This window comes from Nonomuraea sp. NPDC001699, from assembly GCF_053596455.1.
In genome coordinates this window covers 472,650-488,657 of sequence record NZ_JBSFGF010000001.1, presented here as the reverse complement: position 1 = coordinate 488,657, position 16,008 = coordinate 472,650, and the positions used below count along the sequence as shown (strand labels likewise).

At 70.2% G+C, this 16,008-nt stretch carries 15 protein-coding genes and 1 other RNA gene; 6 read left to right on the top strand and 10 right to left on the bottom strand.

Annotation, left to right across the window (positions count from 1 at the left end):
• Positions 1 to 2: 2 nt before the first annotated feature.
• A complete protein-coding gene (locus tag ACWCSU_RS02395) occupies positions 3 to 785 on the bottom strand; it encodes a hypothetical protein (RefSeq protein WP_449933007.1) in 783 nt (260 codons plus the stop codon).
• A gap of 869 nt (positions 786 to 1,654) precedes the next feature.
• Between ACWCSU_RS02395 and ACWCSU_RS02390 the strand changes: the two genes are divergently transcribed.
• Both ACWCSU_RS02390 and ACWCSU_RS02385 read left to right on the top strand, forming a co-directional pair.
• Positions 1,655 to 3,085, top strand: coding sequence for an AMP-binding protein (locus ACWCSU_RS02390; RefSeq protein WP_449933005.1), 1,431 nt, complete (start codon positions 1,655 to 1,657; stop codon positions 3,083 to 3,085).
• A 19-nt stretch (positions 3,086 to 3,104) separates the two neighbouring features.
• Positions 3,105 to 4,184 carry a S1C family serine protease gene (locus ACWCSU_RS02385; RefSeq protein WP_357702965.1) on the top strand — a complete coding sequence of 360 codons (1,080 nt, stop codon included), beginning with the start codon at positions 3,105 to 3,107 and terminating at the stop codon, positions 4,182 to 4,184.
• 24 nt (positions 4,185 to 4,208) lie between these two features.
• On the opposite strand, the gene ACWCSU_RS02380 is transcribed toward ACWCSU_RS02385, so the two are convergent.
• The 3 genes from ACWCSU_RS02380 to ACWCSU_RS02370 all read right to left on the bottom strand — a co-directional run bounded on the left by ACWCSU_RS02380 (position 4,209) and on the right by ACWCSU_RS02370 (position 6,369).
• A complete protein-coding gene (locus ACWCSU_RS02380; RefSeq protein WP_449933003.1) occupies positions 4,209 to 4,751 on the bottom strand; it encodes an OmpA family protein in 543 nt (180 codons plus the stop codon).
• The gene (locus ACWCSU_RS02375; protein ID WP_449933001.1) at positions 4,735 to 5,316 is read right to left on the bottom strand and encodes a hypothetical protein; all 582 of its coding nucleotides are present in this window, start codon (positions 5,314 to 5,316) and stop codon (positions 4,735 to 4,737) included. Before ACWCSU_RS02375 ends, ACWCSU_RS02380 begins: the two co-directional genes overlap by 17 nt.
• 84 nt (positions 5,317 to 5,400) lie before the next feature.
• On the bottom strand, positions 5,401 to 6,369 hold the full coding sequence (locus tag ACWCSU_RS02370) for a GlxA family transcriptional regulator (protein WP_357702971.1): 969 nt from the start codon (positions 6,367 to 6,369) through the stop codon (positions 5,401 to 5,403).
• A 99-nt stretch (positions 6,370 to 6,468) separates the two neighbouring features.
• On the opposite strand from ACWCSU_RS02370, the gene ACWCSU_RS02365 reads away from it, so the two are divergent.
• The 3 genes from ACWCSU_RS02365 (at position 6,469) to ACWCSU_RS02355 (ending at position 8,662) form a co-directional block, all read left to right on the top strand.
• Complete coding sequence (locus ACWCSU_RS02365) at positions 6,469 to 6,873, top strand: hypothetical protein (RefSeq protein WP_357702973.1); 405 nt, start codon at positions 6,469 to 6,471, stop codon at positions 6,871 to 6,873.
• Between the two features lie 98 nt (positions 6,874 to 6,971).
• Positions 6,972 to 7,220: an SRPBCC family protein gene (locus tag ACWCSU_RS02360; RefSeq protein WP_449932998.1), complete on the top strand. Its 249-nt coding sequence runs from the start codon at positions 6,972 to 6,974 to the stop codon at positions 7,218 to 7,220.
• A 71-nt stretch (positions 7,221 to 7,291) separates the two neighbouring features.
• Complete coding sequence (locus ACWCSU_RS02355) at positions 7,292 to 8,662, top strand: hypothetical protein (RefSeq protein WP_449932996.1); 1,371 nt, start codon at positions 7,292 to 7,294, stop codon at positions 8,660 to 8,662.
• Between the two features lie 77 nt (positions 8,663 to 8,739).
• Here the strand turns inward: ACWCSU_RS02355 and ssrA are convergent.
• From ssrA to prfB, 6 genes are all read right to left on the bottom strand, one after another.
• Positions 8,740 to 9,124, bottom strand: a transfer-messenger RNA (tmRNA) gene (ssrA, locus tag ACWCSU_RS02350).
• 301 nt (positions 9,125 to 9,425) lie between these two features.
• Positions 9,426 to 11,291, bottom strand: coding sequence for a penicillin-binding transpeptidase domain-containing protein (locus tag ACWCSU_RS02345; protein ID WP_449932994.1), 1,866 nt, complete (start codon positions 11,289 to 11,291; stop codon positions 9,426 to 9,428).
• 20 nt (positions 11,292 to 11,311) lie between these two features.
• Positions 11,312 to 11,779, bottom strand: coding sequence for an SsrA-binding protein SmpB (gene smpB / locus ACWCSU_RS02340; protein ID WP_357702981.1), 468 nt, complete (start codon positions 11,777 to 11,779; stop codon positions 11,312 to 11,314).
• A gap of 23 nt (positions 11,780 to 11,802) precedes the next feature.
• Positions 11,803 to 12,711, bottom strand: a complete 909-nt coding sequence (gene ftsX / locus ACWCSU_RS02335; RefSeq protein WP_449932992.1) for a permease-like cell division protein FtsX — start codon at positions 12,709 to 12,711, stop codon at positions 11,803 to 11,805.
• Between the two features lie 20 nt (positions 12,712 to 12,731).
• Positions 12,732 to 13,421 (bottom strand): cell division ATP-binding protein FtsE, encoded by a 690-nt coding sequence (gene ftsE / locus ACWCSU_RS02330; protein ID WP_020541427.1) that lies wholly within the window; start codon positions 13,419 to 13,421, stop codon positions 12,732 to 12,734.
• A 378-nt stretch (positions 13,422 to 13,799) separates the two neighbouring features.
• Positions 13,800 to 14,915 carry a peptide chain release factor 2 gene (gene prfB, locus ACWCSU_RS02325; RefSeq protein ID WP_357702985.1) on the bottom strand — a complete coding sequence of 372 codons (1,116 nt, stop codon included), beginning with the start codon at positions 14,913 to 14,915 and terminating at the stop codon, positions 13,800 to 13,802.
• Positions 14,916 to 14,962: 47 nt separating this feature from the next.
• Here prfB and ACWCSU_RS02320 point away from each other — a divergent pair, with 47 nt between their 5' ends.
• Complete coding sequence (locus tag ACWCSU_RS02320; RefSeq protein ID WP_449932990.1) at positions 14,963 to 15,994, top strand: hypothetical protein; 1,032 nt, start codon at positions 14,963 to 14,965, stop codon at positions 15,992 to 15,994.
• Positions 15,995 to 16,008: the final 14 nt, after the last annotated feature.

Sequence of the window (16,008 nt, the reverse complement as noted above, 5' to 3'; positions counted from 1 at the left end):
GCCTAGAGGGGCTTCACCTGCTGGACGAGTGTGTTCAAATCAGGCCATCGCGCCTTGTTCTTCTCGGGGATCGAGGCCATCAGCATCGCCGGCTTCGTCTTGCCGACCTCGACGATCGTCACCATGGCCTGGGCGGTCTCGGTCTTGCCGCCCGAGACGTACGTGACCTTGTAGCCCAGCGACCAGCCCTTGCCGACCGGCACCTTCCTGGACCCGGTCCAGGAGGTCAGCGTGGCGCCCGCCGGGTACTGCGTACGCAGGGCCCAGCGGGCCGCGCGGGTGGCCATCTCGCGGTAGTCGGCGTCCTTGGAGGGCTTCTTCTCGGGGGCGTCGCCGGGGAACATGGCCGAGGCGATCACGGTGTGCGGCACCGCGACCTTGCCGATGCGCTGGGCGACGGTGAACGGCGCGAACGACTTGGCGTCCCAGGGCGCGGCCAGGCGCGGGTAGCTGATGCCGGACGTCCGGTCGGAGATGATCCCGCTGACCACGGACGCCTTGCCCGGCAACGTGGCGAACGCCTTGCTCTCGGGCACCGCCGGGAGGACGACCGGCGTCTCGCTGGGCGTCGGCGAGGCGGTCGGGGTGGCGGTCGCGGCCGGTACCGGGGCGACGGAGACCGGCGTCCCGGTGGAGTCGACGCGCGTGGGCACGTCGCCGGAGAACACGACGAACACCAGCAGCACCGCCACGACGGTGACGAGGATCGCGCCCGCCAGGTACACCACGCGGATGGGGATGTCCCCGATGCCGCGCTTGTGCGGCTTGGTGACGACCGGCGTCACAGGTCCGCCCGGGCCCGACTCGGGCGATCCGGGCGCTCCCGGCGGCCACACCTGCACAGGCTGACGCCCCGCCGCCCTCCCCTGCCCCTGCCGTCCCCCACCCGGAACCTGCGGGTTCCCGCCCTGCGGCGGCTGCGGCGGGCGACCGAGCGGGCCGAGGGAACCCGGCGGACCGGCCGGGCCCGCCTGCGGACCGGAAGAAGGCTGCGGGCCGGAAGGCCGCCGACCGGAGGAAGCCTGCGGCCCGGAGAGGGGCTGCGGGCCGGAGAGGGGCTGCGGGCCGGAAGGCCGCCGACCGGAGGAAGCCTGCGGCCCGGAGAGGGGCTGCGGGCCGGAAGGCCGCCGACCGGAGGAAGCCTGCGGCCCGGAGAGGGGCTGCGGCCCGGAGGGAGGCTGCGGGCGCAACTGCGGGCCGGACGGTGGGCGCCCTTGCGGCCCTGATGGCGGCCATGGGTGCGGGCGCGCCTGCGGCCCCGACGGCGGCTGACCAGACGGATGCGCGGGCGACCGAGCGGGCGCCGGGGCGGACTGCGGGGCGGGCGGCGGGCCGGGCCGGGAGCCGGGAGGGGAGCCGGGAGGGGAGCCGGGAGGGGAGCCGGGAGGGGAGCCGGGAGGGGAGGGGCGGGGAGCCTGGGGGCCGGACGGCGGTTGCGGAGCGGGCCCGATCGGCTGGGACGCCCCCGGCCGAGGCGGACGCGGGATCTTGACGGTCTGCTCGGCAGGCGGCACGACGACCTTGCGGAAAGGTTGGGTGTCCTGTGCTGATCTCTCGTCGCCGACGTCCGCCATGGCCTTGAGGTTACGTCACCACAGAGGAGGATAATTCCTCTATTCCCCCAGCAGAATCTAATTCTGTATGGTCTGCGAACATGAGGGGTTTCTACGAGATAGCAGCCGCCGATCCAGACCGTCCCGCCCTGCTAGGCGACGAGGAAGCGACCTACGGCGAACTGCTGGGCCGCGCCAACCGCGCCTCCCACGGCCTGGTCGCGCGTGGCGTCCGGCCGGGCGGCGCCGTGGTGACCGTGCTGAAGAACGGGCTCGACGCCCTCACCATGATGCTGGCGACCTACCAGATCGGCGCCTACCTGGTGCCGGTCAACTGGCACTTCACGGCCGAGGAGATCGACTACGTCATCGCCGACTGCGCGGCCGACGTCGTCGTCTCCCCCGATGCGCTCACGGTCGCCGACCTGATCGACGGCCGGCCGGACACCGCCCCCGGGCACCGCCGGGCCGGCTCGATGATGCTCTACACCTCCGGCACCACGGGCCGTCCCAAGGGCGTGCGCCGCCGCCTGCTCGACCTGACGCCCGAGGACCTCTACCCCATCCTGATGCGCAAGAGCTGGCGTCACTTCGGCCTGCCGTCCGACGGCGTGCACCTGGTGTGCTCGCAGCTCTACCACTCGGCCCCGTACGGCCAGGCGATGATGGCGCTGCAGTTCGGCCACACGATCGTGGCCCCCGAACGGTTCGACGCGGCCGAGGCGCTGAAGCTGATCGAACGGCACCGGGTGACGAACGCGTTCATGGTGCCCACGATGTTCCACCGGCTGCTCGCCGTACCGGACCGGGACAGGTACGACCTGTCCTCCCTCACCCACCTCTATCACGGCGCCGCCCCCTGCCCGCCCGCCACCAAGCAGGCCATGATCGACTGGCTCGGCCCCGTCCTGTGGGAGTACTACGGCTCGACGGAGGCGGCGGTGGCGACCATGGTGTCGTCCCGGGAGTGGCTGGAGAGGCCGGGCACGGTGGGCAGGGCCCTCGACGGGATGGCCTTCACGATCGTCGGCGACGACGGCGACGAGATGCCCCCCGGCGAGCCCGGGACGGTCTACATCGGCGGCATCAACCGCTTCGAGTACCACGGCGACCCCGGCAAGACCGCCTCGGCCATGCGCGGCGCCGCCTACACCCCGGGTGACATCGGCTACCTCGACGCCGACGGCTACCTGTTCCTGCTGGACCGCAGGACCGACCTGATCATCTCGGGCGGCGTCAACATCTACCCCGCCGAGATCGAGGCCGCGCTGCTCGAACACCCGTCGGTCGCCGACGTCGCGGTGATCGGCGTGCCCGATCCCGAGTGGGGACACAAGGTCGTGGCACTGGTCCAGCCCGCACCGGGCGTGGCGGGCGGCGAGGCGCTGACCGCCGAGTTGCTGCGGCACTGCGCGCCCCGGCTGGCCCGGTTGAAGCACCCCCGGGTGATCGAGTACCGGGAGTCGCTGCCGCGCACCCCGACCGGCAAGCTGAGCAGACGCGACGTCCGGGAGGCGTATCTTTCCTGCTGAGCTGGGCAGAGACCTCCCCATGAGGGAGATCGTGGCGGGGCTGGCCGCCGTCGCACTGCTCACCGCCTGCGGGCCGTCCTCGTCCACCTCGACGTCCACGGTCTCGCCGGCCACGACCATGCCGGGCTCGCCGTCGCCCACCTCGGCAGCGGCGCCGGGGAGCGGGCCGGAGTCGCTGGAGAGCGCGTACGAACGGGTCATCACGGACGTCCTGCCGTCGATCGTGCAGATCAACACCAAGGTGGGCCTCGGCTCCGGCATCGTGTACGACACGGCAGGTCACATCGTCACGAACGCGCACGTGGTCGGCGAGGCGACCGAGATGAACGTCACGATCGCCACCGGCGGCGCACCCCGCCCGGCCAAGCTGGTCAAGGCGTTCGGCGCCGGCGACCTGGCCGTGATCAAGGTGGAGCAGCCCGACGGCCTGCGTCCGGCCAGGTTCGGCGACTCGAGCAAGCTGCGGGTCGGCCAGATCGTCCTGGCCATGGGCAACCCGCTGGGCCTGTCGGGCAGCGTCACGAACGGCATCGTCTCGGCGCTCGGCCGTACCGTCAGCGAGCCCCAGAACCCCGAATCGCCGGGAGCCACCATCAGCGGCGCGATCCAGACCTCCGCCGCGATCAACCCCGGCAACAGCGGCGGCGCGCTGGTGAACCTGGCCGGCGAGGTCATCGGCATCCCGACGCTCGCCGCCACCGACCCCCAGCTCGGCGGCGGGGCCGCACCCGGCATCGGGTTCGCGATCCCGAGCAACACGGCCACCGACATCGCGGCCCAGATCGTCAAGAGCGGCAAGGTCACCAACAGCCACCGGGCCGCGCTCGGCATCCGCGGCAGCACGGTCATCGGCGCCACCGGGCAGCCGAGCGGCGTGGGCGTGGCCGGCGTGGAGAAGGGCGGCGGCGCGGAGAAGGCCGGGATCCGGTCCGGCGACGTGATCCTCTCGATCAACGGCAAGAAGACCGCGACCATGGCCGCGCTGGCGGAGGAGGTCAGCGCCTACAAACCCGGCGACCAGGTCAAGGTGGAGATCCTGCGCGCCAACGGCGGCACCCAGACCGTCACGGTGACGCTCGGCGAACTCAAGGCCGAGTGACACCCCGCCCGACCGCGCCCGTCACTATTTGGCCGTGAAGACGATCTCCACGCGGCGGTTCTTCGCCCGGTTCCGTTCCACCGGCTTGCCCTCGACCAGATTGGGCAGCTTGGGCCGCGTCTCGCCGTAGCCGGCGGCCTGGAGGGTGACGTTCCCGCCGCCGAGCAGCGGCGCGAGGGCCGCGCGCACGGCCTGCGCACGCCGCCGCGACAACACCAGGTTGTACGCGTCGCTCCCCTGGTCGTCGGTGTGCCCGCCGATCCTGACGACGCCGCCCGCGCCCTCCGCCTCGACCTTGGCGGCCACGTCCGCCAGCCGCTTCCTGGCCTTGGGTGTGAGCCGCCACTTGTCCAGCGCGAACAGCACGTCGCTGGTGAGCGCGACCGTCACCTGGCGGCCCTGCTTGGTCTCGCTCTCGGCGCCGTCCATGGACTCGATCTCGCCGACGATGTCCTCGACCGGCAGCACCAGGTCCTCGACCGGGCCGATGGCGTCGGGCGGGACCTGGACCGGGGACGGCGCCGGCGTCAGGACGAGGGCCAGCGCGAGGCTAAGAGAGCGGAACATCGGTGAGCACGCCCAGCATCGGCATCTCGACGTTGACCTTGGTGACCTCCGGCGGCGGCGCGGCGAAGACCGCGTACAGCGTGCTGGCCTGCCCGCTCTCCAGGAACTGGCCCTGGGTGCCGGAGCACACGCACGTGGCGTCCGGGCCGGTGCCGTTGCGGGCGACGCGGTAGCGCTTGGCGTTCACCGGGTCGATCAGGGAGACGTTGGCGACCGTGTAGTCGAGCGTGCCGGTGCCGAGGCCGTTGTGCACGTTGACCTTGCCGTCGGTGGCGGTGATCGTCCAGTTGAGTGTGACGGTCCTGCCCTGGCGCTTGAGCGCGGTGATGTCGACGCGGGCCTTGCCGTGCTGGCCGCCCGAGCCGACCTTGGCCTCGCGGGTGGCGATGACCTCGTCCTGCTGCGGCGGCGCGCTCTGCGGCGGTGAGGCAGAGGAGGTGGTGGCGGCGGCCGGAGCGGTGGTGGCCGCCGTCTCCTGCGCGGCCGTCCGCGACTGCGCGCCGGGCAGCATGCCGCACCCCGACAGGACGACGGCCGCCCCGGTCAGCGCGATCGTCTTTCGCATCTGATGATCACCTTAATGCTCGGGAAAGTGCCCAAGTCAGTCACACTAGCCCGAATTACTCCTTTCGGGCCGGACAAAAGGCAATTAACCGGTCGCAGACGACTGAGTCAGCCGATACCGGGACGGCGGAATGCCGTACCGGTCCACGAACGCCTGGCGCAACGTCTCGGCCGTGCCGAAACCGCAGCGTACGGCGATCGCGGACATGGGCAGCGAGGTCGAGACCAGCAGATGCGCCGCCCCCTCGGTACGGGCCTGCCGCACGAACCTGCCCGGCGTCTGCTTCAGATGCCTGAGGAACAGCCGGGTCAGGTGGCGTTCGCTGACGCCCGCCGCGGCGGCCAGCGTGGCCGCGGTGAGGTCGGCGGCCAGGTTGGCGGAGATGTGCTCGACGGTCCGCCTGACCAGGCTGTCGGCCGGCGCCGGAGGGCTGACGAACATGCTCATCTGCGCCTGGTTGCCCGGCCGTTGCAGGTAGGTGACCATGCCGCGGGCCACCGTCCTGGACAGCTCGGCGCCGTTGTCCTCCTCGACCAGGGCAAGCGTGAGGTCGAGCGCGGCGGTGACCCCGGCGGACGTGGCCACCTCGCCGTCGCGGACGTAGATCGGGGCGGGATCCACGGTGACGCGCGGATGGCGGGCCGCCAGGTCGGCCGCCTCCCGCCAGTGGGTGGTGGCACGCCTGCCGTCGAGCAGCCCCGCGGCGGCCAGCACGTACGCGCCGGTGCACACCGAGGCGACCCGCCTGCTCTCCCGCGCCAGCCTGCGGACGTGGCCGACGACCAGCGGGTTCTCGGCGGCGTCCAGGTGGCCGGTGCCGCCGGAGACGATGAGCGTGTCGAGCGGCCCGGTGATCCGCTCAAGCGTGAGCTGGCCCTGGAGCACCAGCGCGCTGGCGGTGGTGACGGGATGGCCTCCGGGAGTGGCCATCCGCACCTGGTAGTACGGTGAGGCGCCGTGCCAGTTGGCGTTCTCCAGCGTCGAGGTGACGCACGCGATGTCGAGCAGCTCGGCCGCCTCGTAGGCGACGACCACGACCCGCCGGTACTCCATGGTCACGACTGTAGTAGGGCAGACAGACAACCCAACTTTCCGGACATGTACCACCTTGCCCTTCCCTTATGCCGCCCCCGTCCGGCCACAGTCGGAAGCATGACACCGCCTTCCATCACCGGACGTCGCTGGTCGAAGTTCGCCCTCCACTACGTGGAGATGATCCTCGCCATGTTCGCCGGCATGTTCGTGCTCGGCGCCCTCCAGTCGGCCGTCGGCCTGTCCGTCTCCCACGAGGAGTCGCCGGAGCTCGCGTACCTGATCATGGCCGTCGACATGTCGGTGGGCATGGCCGCGTGGATGCGCTTCCGCGGCCACCGCTGGCCGCCGACGCTGGAGATGTGCGCGGCGATGTTCGTCCCGGTCGTGCCGCTGTATCCGCTGCTGTGGCTCGGCGTCATCGACGGCGGCGTCCTGATGGTCGTCGCGCACGTCGCGATGTTCCCGCTCATGCTGGCCGCCATGTTCCGCCGCCTCGACGAGTACGCCGGCTGCGCCCACTGACCCGACGACCTCCACCACGCGCGGGCGTCACCACGGGCCTGCTCGGCCTCGGCGACCAGGTCACCTGGCAGGCCAGGCACTTCGGGCTCACCTGGCGGATGACCTCGACGATCAGCGCGTGGGAGCGGCCCGCGTACTTCGTGGACGAGCAGGTGTCCGGCCCGTTCCGCCACTGGCGCCACGAACATCGCTTCGACGCGGCCCCGCATGCGGGCGCCACCCTCATGACCGACATCGTGGACTTCTCCGCCCCCGCCGGTCTCCTGGGCCGCCTGGCCGACCGGTTGGGCCTCCGCCGCCACATCAACGTCCGCAACCGCCACCTCAAGACCACCCTCGAACGTTGACCCGGCCCGCCGAACCCCCGCCGCCCTGCGTTCATCCAACACATTGGCTGACGCGAAGAACGGAGAGCGGCGTGCGCGCGGAGATCGAGAACGACCGACCGCCCGGGGCTACCGGGCCGACCGTGCCGAAGCCGGTGCGGGTCCTGGCCCATCTCGCCGCGGCCTGGACGGTGGGATCGCTCATCCTGCCGGCGGCGGGGACGGTCCTGATGATCCTGCTGTTCGCCGTCAACGAGACCGTGCCCCTCGTCGCCGCGGCACTGGCCGTGGCGGTCATCCTCGGCTACCTGGTCTTCGTGATCAAGGCCACCCGTGACGTGTCGGTCCTCGGCACCACCCTCGGCGGGCGGCTGCTGTGGGCGCTGCTGGTCCTGGGCCTGGGGACCGCCGGATGGCTGCTCGGCTGGAGGGTGACCGACATCGCCGGCCTCGGCGTGAGCCGCGACGCGCTGCTGACGTTCCTGCTCGGCGGGGTCCCGCACGCCCTGGTGGCCGGGGTGTTCGTCCGCGGGTGGCGCTACCGGGCGGTCGCACTCGGGCTGATCCTGGCCCTCCTGGCGGCCGGTGTGGCCGTGCTGCGCCAGGACCCGCCGGACGACCTGGAGACTCGGCTGAGTGCCGGCAACCTCTCCCGGAAGACCGCGTACGTGGTCGCCATCCCCGGCTACCGCCCCGACGGCAACGCCTACGGCGACGGGCTGGGCGCCTCCGGCTTCATGCCCGCGGACCCGGCCTCCGTCCCGCCCGACCGGTACATCACGATCGCCGCGTACGACCGGCTCATGGTGGGCGAGGACAGATGCGGACAACCCACCGCGCTTGACGCCCATCTGCCGGTCGAGTCGTGCACGGCCGAGCCCGGCGGCCTGGTCTACCGGCAAGGCCCGGTGGAACACGGCTACCAGGTGCGGGTGGGACGCCGGTACGTCGCGGTGGTGGGGAGCGCGGCCGTCGACCACGCCCTGCTCCGGTCGGCCGCCCGGACCCTGCACCCGGCCACCGCCCGCGAGCTGGGCGACCAGGAGCGGACCGGCGACTACTACGCGGCGAAGATCCCGGGATACACCCCACAGCTCACGGGCATCCCGACGGGCCTGATCTACACGCCCGCCGACCACACCGGCAACGGCGCGCAGACCGTCCGCATCACGATGTACGCGAGTTACGTCGACGGTGACGACGTCTGCTTCCTCGCCAAGGAGTGCACCACCGCCGGCCCCGGCCTCACGTACGTCCGCAAAGAGGACACCCATGGCTACGCGATGCGCCGCGACACGGTGACCATCCAGGTGCTCGGCGGCCTGCGGGTGGGCGCGAAGCTGCTGCGCCAGGCGGCCCTCGACGCCCGCCCGGCCACCGACGACGAGCTGCTCCGCACCCTGCCGTCACCGACGCCGAGCCCCGGCCTGGACCGCTTCCGCCAATGGCTGCGCACGCTCTAGGCAGCACGACAACACGCCCCGGACAGCAGAACGCCTCCGACCCGCCGAGATCTCGGCAGGTCGGAGGCGTTCTGGTCACGTGGAGGTGGCGGGAATCGAACCCGCGTCCTTCAACCCCAAGTCAGGGCTTCTCCGGGCGCAGCCTGTTGTGCTTTTCTCAGCCCCGGCGATCACACAGGCGAGTCGCCGACGGGCTCAGCCACTGTTTGATTTCCCGATCTCCCCCGTGGCCGGGTCGATCGGTTGAGCCTTCTCACGATGCCAGACACCGGGCCGAAGGCGCTCCCGGGCTGACAGAGGTTTCGCTACTTAGGCAGCGAGGGCCAGGGAACCCTGGCCGACCTCAGTGCGCTTGGAATTGGCACTTATTGTTTTGCGGTCACAGGATTAACGAGGTTATGTCCGCAGTCCTCGGCCCGCTTCACCTGGCTTGCAAGATCGAAGTCGAAGCCAGTCACCCCCTGTGCAGTTGTCAACACGCCTCAATGCTGATCACACGGAGACGAGCAACACTGAATCTACAGGGGACAACACCCTCAACGCCAACTTAATTCCAGCATGGCGAAACCCCCGGGAGCGTGGCACAGCAGCACGCGCTCCCGGGGGCCGACCGGCAGGGTCGAGCCGGTCCGGACGGCAGGACTTCCCCCGAGATGAAGTCCTGATCTCATCACGGCGACTGAGTCCGCAACCCCCCGAGCGGGCCCAGTCATTCAGTAAGACGCAGCCGACGTCCGGAAAGGTTGCTCACCGTCACGAATTTTCACGCAGGGTCACGAAGGCCCGAGAAGAAGCTGCCCGCGACGGCCGCCGCGTCGTAGTTCTTGGCCAGGACGGCGACCGCCACGTCCCCCTGCCAGCCGACGAACCAGGTCATGGGCTTGTCCTGGCTGCCCGCCGTGGCGCGGACGCCGTAGACCCGGCCCCGGCCCGCCTGCGCGGGGCTGCCGACCGCGCCGGCACGCATCATCGCGGTCAGCGCCGTGCGCACCTTCGGATCCATCGCGACGGGAGCCGGCTGCCGTTCGGGGACGACCTCCGCGGCCGGATCGGGCGACTTGGGGGCGGTCACGAGCACCGGCGGCCGCCAGGTGCCCGAACCCACCGCCGCCGCGACCAGCGCCATCGACAGCGGGCTGACCTCGACGTTCTGGCCCGCGATGGCCCTGGCCTTGTCGGCGTCGCTGGACAGCTCGGGCATCGCCCCGCTGAACGACTTCAGCGGGAGCTGCCACGGCAGCCCGATGCCGAACGCCTTGGCGCTCGTGGCCAGGCCGCCCGCGGTGGCCCGGCGCGCCAGCGAGGCCAGCGCGGTCACGCAGCCCTTGGCGAAGTTGTCCTGGAACGTGGCCGACGAGGCGACCCCGGCGGCCTGGCTGGTGTGCACGAACTTGGCGCCGCCGACCGTGCGCTCGGCCGGGCAGGCCAGCCGCTGCTTGGTGCTGACGCCGCCCTTGATCAGCGCGTCGGCCGCCACGATCGAGAAGGCCGTGCCCGCGGGGAACCTGCCCGCCAGCGCGTCCTTCTCCTGGTTGAGCCCGCTGGTGCCGACCGCGAGGATCTCGCCGGTGTCGCGCTGCACGGCCACCAGCGCGCTCGTGGCCGTCTCGGCCACCGCCCGCTCGGCCGCGGCCTGGACGTGGCTGTCGATCGTGGTCTTGACCGAGACGTTCTGGCGGCCCGGCCACTCGCGCAGCTTGGCCACCTGCTTGCCGGTCTTGAGATCGAGGGTGATCACCTTGGTCTCGGTGGAACCGGTCAGATAGTCCTGGTACGCCTGCTGCAGACCGCTCTGACCGACCGAGTCGCCGGCCCGCTGCGGCCCGCCGAGCTTCTGCTCGTCCTCGGGGGTGAGCGCGCTGACCTTGCCGACGATCTGCTTGGGCGCGGCGGGGTCGATGGGCTGCGGCTGCGGGTCGGTCTCGATGCCGGCGATGCCGGCCAGCTTGGACTTCATCGACAGGTACCGCGAGCGCCCGAACGTGACCAGCGGCACGAACTTGTCGGGCGGCGAGGACCTGATCCGGCTCAGCAGCCGGTCCTGGGCGTAGCCGGTGATCGCCGACAGCTTGGCCACGACGTCCTCGGCCCGGTCGCCCAGCGCGGACGGCACCACGCCCACCACGTAGACGTAGAGCTCGTTCTGCAGGGGATCGTCGGATCGGTCGACCACCGGCTGGCGCGGCTTGGGGTTGGTCTCGACCGCGAACCGCTGGCCCTCCTTGAGCTGCGGATGCAGCACCGACGGCGACCAGCGCACCTTCCATCGGCCGTCGACCAGGTGCAGCGGCAGCGAGCCGTCGTACTCCCAGAGGGGGGTGTTCTCCCCCAGGTCGACCTCGGCGCGGAAGTCGGCCTTGGACTCCTCGCCGGTCACGCTCACGCTCTTGATCCTGAAGCGGAACGAGGCCGCGTCGAGCTCCAGCTTGGCGTTGGCCAGGGCCTTGCCCACCGTGGCCGGGTCGCCGTCGGTGCGACCCGCGGCCAGGGCGTAGTCCTCGGACTGCCAGCCCACGAGGAAGTCACGCACCGCGTCGTGCGGCGAGGACTCCTCGAAGCAGCCGGTCAGCGTCATGCTCGCGACCGCCAGCGTGACGGTCGCGGCAAGGGTGCGGCGCGCGCGTGTCATCGGTTAGAGTGCCGCCGCTCTCATCGGTTGCGGTGCCGCAGGGCCCGCGCCATCTCCCGCTTGGCCTGCTGCTCGGCCAGCGACTGCCGCTTGTCCCAGTCCTTCTTGCCGCGCGCCACGGCGATCTCGACCTTGGCCCGGCCGTCCTGGAAGTACAGGACCGTGGGGACGATCGTGAGGCCGCCCTCCTTGGTGATGGCGGCCAGCTTCTCGATCTCCTTGCGGTGCAGCAGCAGCTTGCGCTTGCGGCGGGCGGCGTGGTTGGTCCACGTGCCCTGCGTGTACTCGGGAATGTGCACGTTGAGCAGCCACGCTTCGCCGTCGTCGATGCTGGCGTAGCCGTCGACGAGCGAGGCGCGGCCCTCGCGGAGCGACTTCACCTCCGTGCCCTGGAGCACGAGCCCCGCCTCGAAGGTGTCCTCAAGGTGGTAGTCGTGCCGGGCCCGCTTGTTCTGGGCGATGACCTTCCGCCCGGTCTCACGTGGCATGCTTCGACCTTACCGGCGATTCCTCACACCCTGAGGTATCGGCGGAGCGTCACGAACGAGGCCAGCACACAGATCACGACGCCGATGCCCATGGTGATCGTGATGGTCTGGGCCACCGAGTCCCAGCCGAGCTGGGCCATGCCGCTGCCGAAGTAGCCCGCGATCTCCTCGAAGAGGAGGACCTTGGTCACGATCAGGATGATCGCCGCGAAGACGCCGCCGATCAGGCCGGCGATCACGCCTTCCATGACGAACGGGAGCTGGATGTACAGGTTGGACGCGCCCACCAGGCGCATGATCCCAGTCTCCCGGCGCCGGTTGAACGCCGACAGCCGGACGGTGTTGCCGATCAGCAGCGCCGCGGCCAGCACCAGGATGATGGCGACGGCCAGCGCGTAGAAGGACAGCTTGTCGAGCATGTCGAAGAACTTGTTGATGAGCTGCTTGTGGTCCATCACCTGGGACACGCCCGGCTGGCCCTTCACGGCCTGGACCACCGGCTGGTAGTTGTCGGGGTCGACCAGCTTCACGCGGAACGACTGCGGCATGTCCTCGACCCGGGTGGCCTCGACGAGCGTCGGGCTGCCCTGGTAGGCCGTCTTGAAGTTGTCGTACGCCGTGGTCTGGTCCTCGTAGAAGACCTCCTTGACCCCCTGGAGGCCCTTCAGGCGGGCTTCCAGCGCCTTGGTCTGGGCCGGGGTGACCGCCTTGCCGTTGCATGCAGGGATCGCGGAGCCCTTGGTGCACAGGAAGACCGAGATCTCCACCTTGTCGTACCAGAAGGTCTTGAGCATGGAGACCTGGGTGTTGATCAACAAGCCGACGCCCAACATCGCCATGCCGACGGCCACGGTGATGACGACCGCGATCGTCATGGTCAGGTTGCGACGGAGGCCGATCCAGACCTCGGAGAAGATGAAGTTCGCCCGCATGTTCTGTCTGCCGCTCCCTGTCAGTACGCCTGGCCGTAAACGCCACGCGACTGGTCACGGACGATTTTCCCGTCTTCCAGCTCGACGACGCGTTTGCGCATGGAGTCCACGATGGCCGCGTCGTGCGTGGCCATGACGACCGTGGTGCCAGTCCGGTTGATGCGGTCGAGCACCTTCATGATGCCGATGCTCGTCGCGGGGTCGATGTTGCCCGTGGGCTCGTCGGCCAGCAGGATCATCGGCCGGTTGACGAACGCGCGGGCCATGGCGACACGCTGCTGCTCGCCGCCGGACAGCTCGTCGGGCATGCGGTGCGCCTTGCCCTCCAGGCCGACCAGCTCGATGACCTCGGGCACGACCTTGCGGATGAACCGCCTGGGCTTGCCGATCACCTCTAGGGCGAACGCCACGTTCTCGTAGACGTTCTTGTTCGGGAGCAACCTGAAGTCCTGGAAGACGCAGCCGATACGGCGGCGCAGGTGAGGCACCTTGAAGTTGGAGAGGCGGGCCAGGTCCTTGCCGGCGACGTGAATCGCCCCGGAGTTGGGCCGCTCCTCCTTCAGGACCAGACGCAGGAACGTGGACTTGCCTGACCCCGAAGGGCCGACGAGGAACACGAACTCACCCTTGTCCACGTCGACGGAGACGTGGTCGAGAGCGGGCCGGTTCTGGTTCGCGTAGACCTTGGTGACATTATCGAAATGGATCACGAGAGCATCACGGCATGCCAGTCTAGGGGTCAGGACGGAAGCGAGGGTGGCACATGCCCATTCCCGCCGCCGGCCGATCGGGGACGCCGTCTTTACTGATGATCGACGTTCCGATTGGCCAGACGACAGTCTAGGGGGAAGACTGGCATGGAACGTCCATAACGGAAACAAAACGATTGTGCGGCTACACTTGGGGCTGTCATGAGTTGCGAACACCTCGTATGCGCGCAGTGCGCCCACCCCGTGATCGAGGGCCGCTGTCCCCTCTGCCGAGCCAACAGGGAGCGGATGCACAACCACGGCTTCGCCGGATTGTCACCCGCCCTCGTCGCCGTCCTGCTCCTCGTCCTGCTCTTCGCGACGCTGGTGCTCAGGCACCTAGTCGGTGCCTGACTCCTGCCTGCGCATCCAGCGGATCTCCGACTCGATGAACCCGTCGAGGTCGCCGTCGAGCACCGCCGTCGGGTTGCCCGCCTCCGTGCCCGTGCGCAGGTCCTTCACGATCTGGTACGGGTGCAGCACGTAGTTGCGGATCTGCGTGCCCCATGACGTGGTGGTCGCGCCACGCAGCTCCGACATCTTCTCCGCCTCCTCCTGCCGCTTGCGCTCCAGCAGCTTGGCCTGGAGCACGTTCATGGCCGAGGCGCGGTTCTGGAGCTGGGAGCGCTCGTTCTGGCAGGAGACCACGATATTGGTCGGGATGTGCGTGATGCGCACCGCCGAGTCGGTGGTGTTGACGCCCTGGCCGCCGGGGCCCGACGAACGGTAGACGTCGATGCGCAGGTCGTCTTCGTTGATGTCGATGTGGTCGGTCTGCTCGACGACCGGCACGATGTCGACGCCCGCGAACGAGGTCTGGCGGCGGCCCTGGTTGTCGAACGGGCTGATGCGGACCAGCCGGTGGGTGCCGTGCTCGCCGCGCAGCGTGCCGTAGGCGTAGGCGGCCTTGATGGTGAACGTGGCCGACTTGATGCCGGCCTCCTCCGCGTAGGAGGTGTCGTAGACCTCGGTGGAGTAGCCCTTGCGCTCGGCCCACCGCAGGTACATGCGCAGCAGCATCTCGGCCCAGTCGGCCGCGTCGACGCCACCGGCCTGGGAGTTGATGGTGACGAGCGCCTCGCGGGCGTCGTATTCGCCCGACAGGAGCGTGCGTACCTCAAGGGCGCCGATGTCGGACTTGAGGGACTCCAGCTCCTTGTCGGCCTCGACGCGCGTGTCGTCGTCGCCTTCCTCCGCCGCGAGCTCGTAGAGCACCTTCAGGTCGTCGAGACGGCGTGCGACGCCCTCGACGCGGTTGAGCTCGCCCTGGAGATGGGAGAGCTTGCTGGTGACCTTCTGCGCCTGCTCGGGGTCGTCCCACAGGTCTGGGGCGGCAACCTGCTGCTCCAGCTCCTCGATCTGCTTGCGCATCGCGTCGAGGTCGAGCACGTCCTGGATGCTGCGGAGCGTGTTCGCGAGCTCGTTGATCTCTTCTGCCGGATCGATGCCTGCCACGTCTCCCTAGGGTACGCGACCCTCGCGTGCACGAATAACATGGCGAGGTGCGCGCATACCGTCGGGGGAAGATGCTGGCGCTCGCCGTCGGCGTGCTGGCCGCGGCTACCGCGTGCACAGGCCCTGCTCAAACGTCCTCCGGAGTGTCGCAGGGGAAGGCGCCCGCCACGGGCTCGGCCACGCCCTCGCCGTCCGCGCCGGCTCCCGCCGTCACGCGTCAGGAGGCCGCGGAGGCGATCTCCGCGATCCTGCCCACCGACGACGTGCTGCGTGTCGAGAGCATCGTGCCGGGGCGGCTCGCGCTCGACAGCGACCTGGTCCGCGACGGGCAGTTCGCGCTCACCCAGGCCGCCTACGAGTCCACCGGCGACCGTCCGCCGCGCTACACGTGGGGCTCGCCGACCCTCTACGTGCCCAGGTTCGCCCAGGGCGAGCGGGCGCCCTGGTTCAGCGCGCTGGTGACGCGCAACGGGCAGCCGACGCTGCTGACGTTCGCCAAGAGCGGCGAGGACTGGCAGCTCAGCTCGGCCGCGCAGCTCCTGTCGGGGCAGCGGCTGCCGCAGGTCGAGCTCGACTCCGACGGCTACGCCAAGGCGCTGACCCCCGACGACAAGACCGTCACGATCAGCCCCCAGTACATGGGCCCGGTGCACGCCAGCGTGGCCGAGACGGGGGCGGCCGGGGTGACGGCGGGCCTGCTCGCCGACGGCCAGTACACGACCGAGGTGGCCAAGCAGATCGCCACCGACCGGGAGAAGGCCAAGAAGGACGGGTTCAGCTACGACTCGATCTTCAGCGCCGACAACTGGCCGGTCTACGCGCTGCGCACGTCCGACGGCGGCGCGCTGATCCAGTACTCGCTGTCGCGCAACACCTCGACCCGCACGGTCGCCAACAACACCTACATCATCCCGGTGCCGCCGGAGGCGAGCTGGGCCATCTCGGGTTCCTCGGTGCGCCGCAGCCTCAAGCTCACCGAGGTCCACCAGTACGCCACGGCGGTGCCGCCGCTGACGGCCCCGGCCGCCGCCCGCGTCATCGCCCACGACGGGGCCCTCACCCGCGCCAGCGGCGAGTGAGAGCCCCCTCGGGC

What these genes read in the sequence shown, in the direction of transcription:
- ACWCSU_RS02365 (WP_357702973.1), top strand. Translation starts at nt 6,469, where the DNA reads ATGACACCGCCTTCCATCACCGGACGTCGCTGGTCGAAGTTCGCCCTC.
- ACWCSU_RS02375 (WP_449933001.1), bottom strand. Translation starts at nt 5,316, where the DNA reads ATGCGAAAGACGATCGCGCTGACCGGGGCGGCCGTCGTCCTGTCGGGG.
- smpB (WP_357702981.1), bottom strand. Translation starts at nt 11,779, where the DNA reads ATGCCACGTGAGACCGGGCGGAAGGTCATCGCCCAGAACAAGCGGGCC.
- ACWCSU_RS02390 (WP_449933005.1), top strand. Translation starts at nt 1,655, where the DNA reads ATGAGGGGTTTCTACGAGATAGCAGCCGCCGATCCAGACCGTCCCGCC.
- ACWCSU_RS02345 (WP_449932994.1), bottom strand. Translation starts at nt 11,291, where the DNA reads ATGACACGCGCGCGCCGCACCCTTGCCGCGACCGTCACGCTGGCGGTC.
- ACWCSU_RS02380 (WP_449933003.1), bottom strand. Translation starts at nt 4,751, where the DNA reads ATGTTCCGCTCTCTTAGCCTCGCGCTGGCCCTCGTCCTGACGCCGGCG.
- ftsX (WP_449932992.1), bottom strand. Translation starts at nt 12,711, where the DNA reads ATGCGGGCGAACTTCATCTTCTCCGAGGTCTGGATCGGCCTCCGTCGC.
- ACWCSU_RS02370 (WP_357702971.1), bottom strand. Translation starts at nt 6,369, where the DNA reads ATGGAGTACCGGCGGGTCGTGGTCGTCGCCTACGAGGCGGCCGAGCTG.
- ACWCSU_RS02385 (WP_357702965.1), top strand. Translation starts at nt 3,105, where the DNA reads ATGAGGGAGATCGTGGCGGGGCTGGCCGCCGTCGCACTGCTCACCGCC.
- ACWCSU_RS02360 (WP_449932998.1), top strand. Translation starts at nt 6,972, where the DNA reads ATGACCTCGACGATCAGCGCGTGGGAGCGGCCCGCGTACTTCGTGGAC.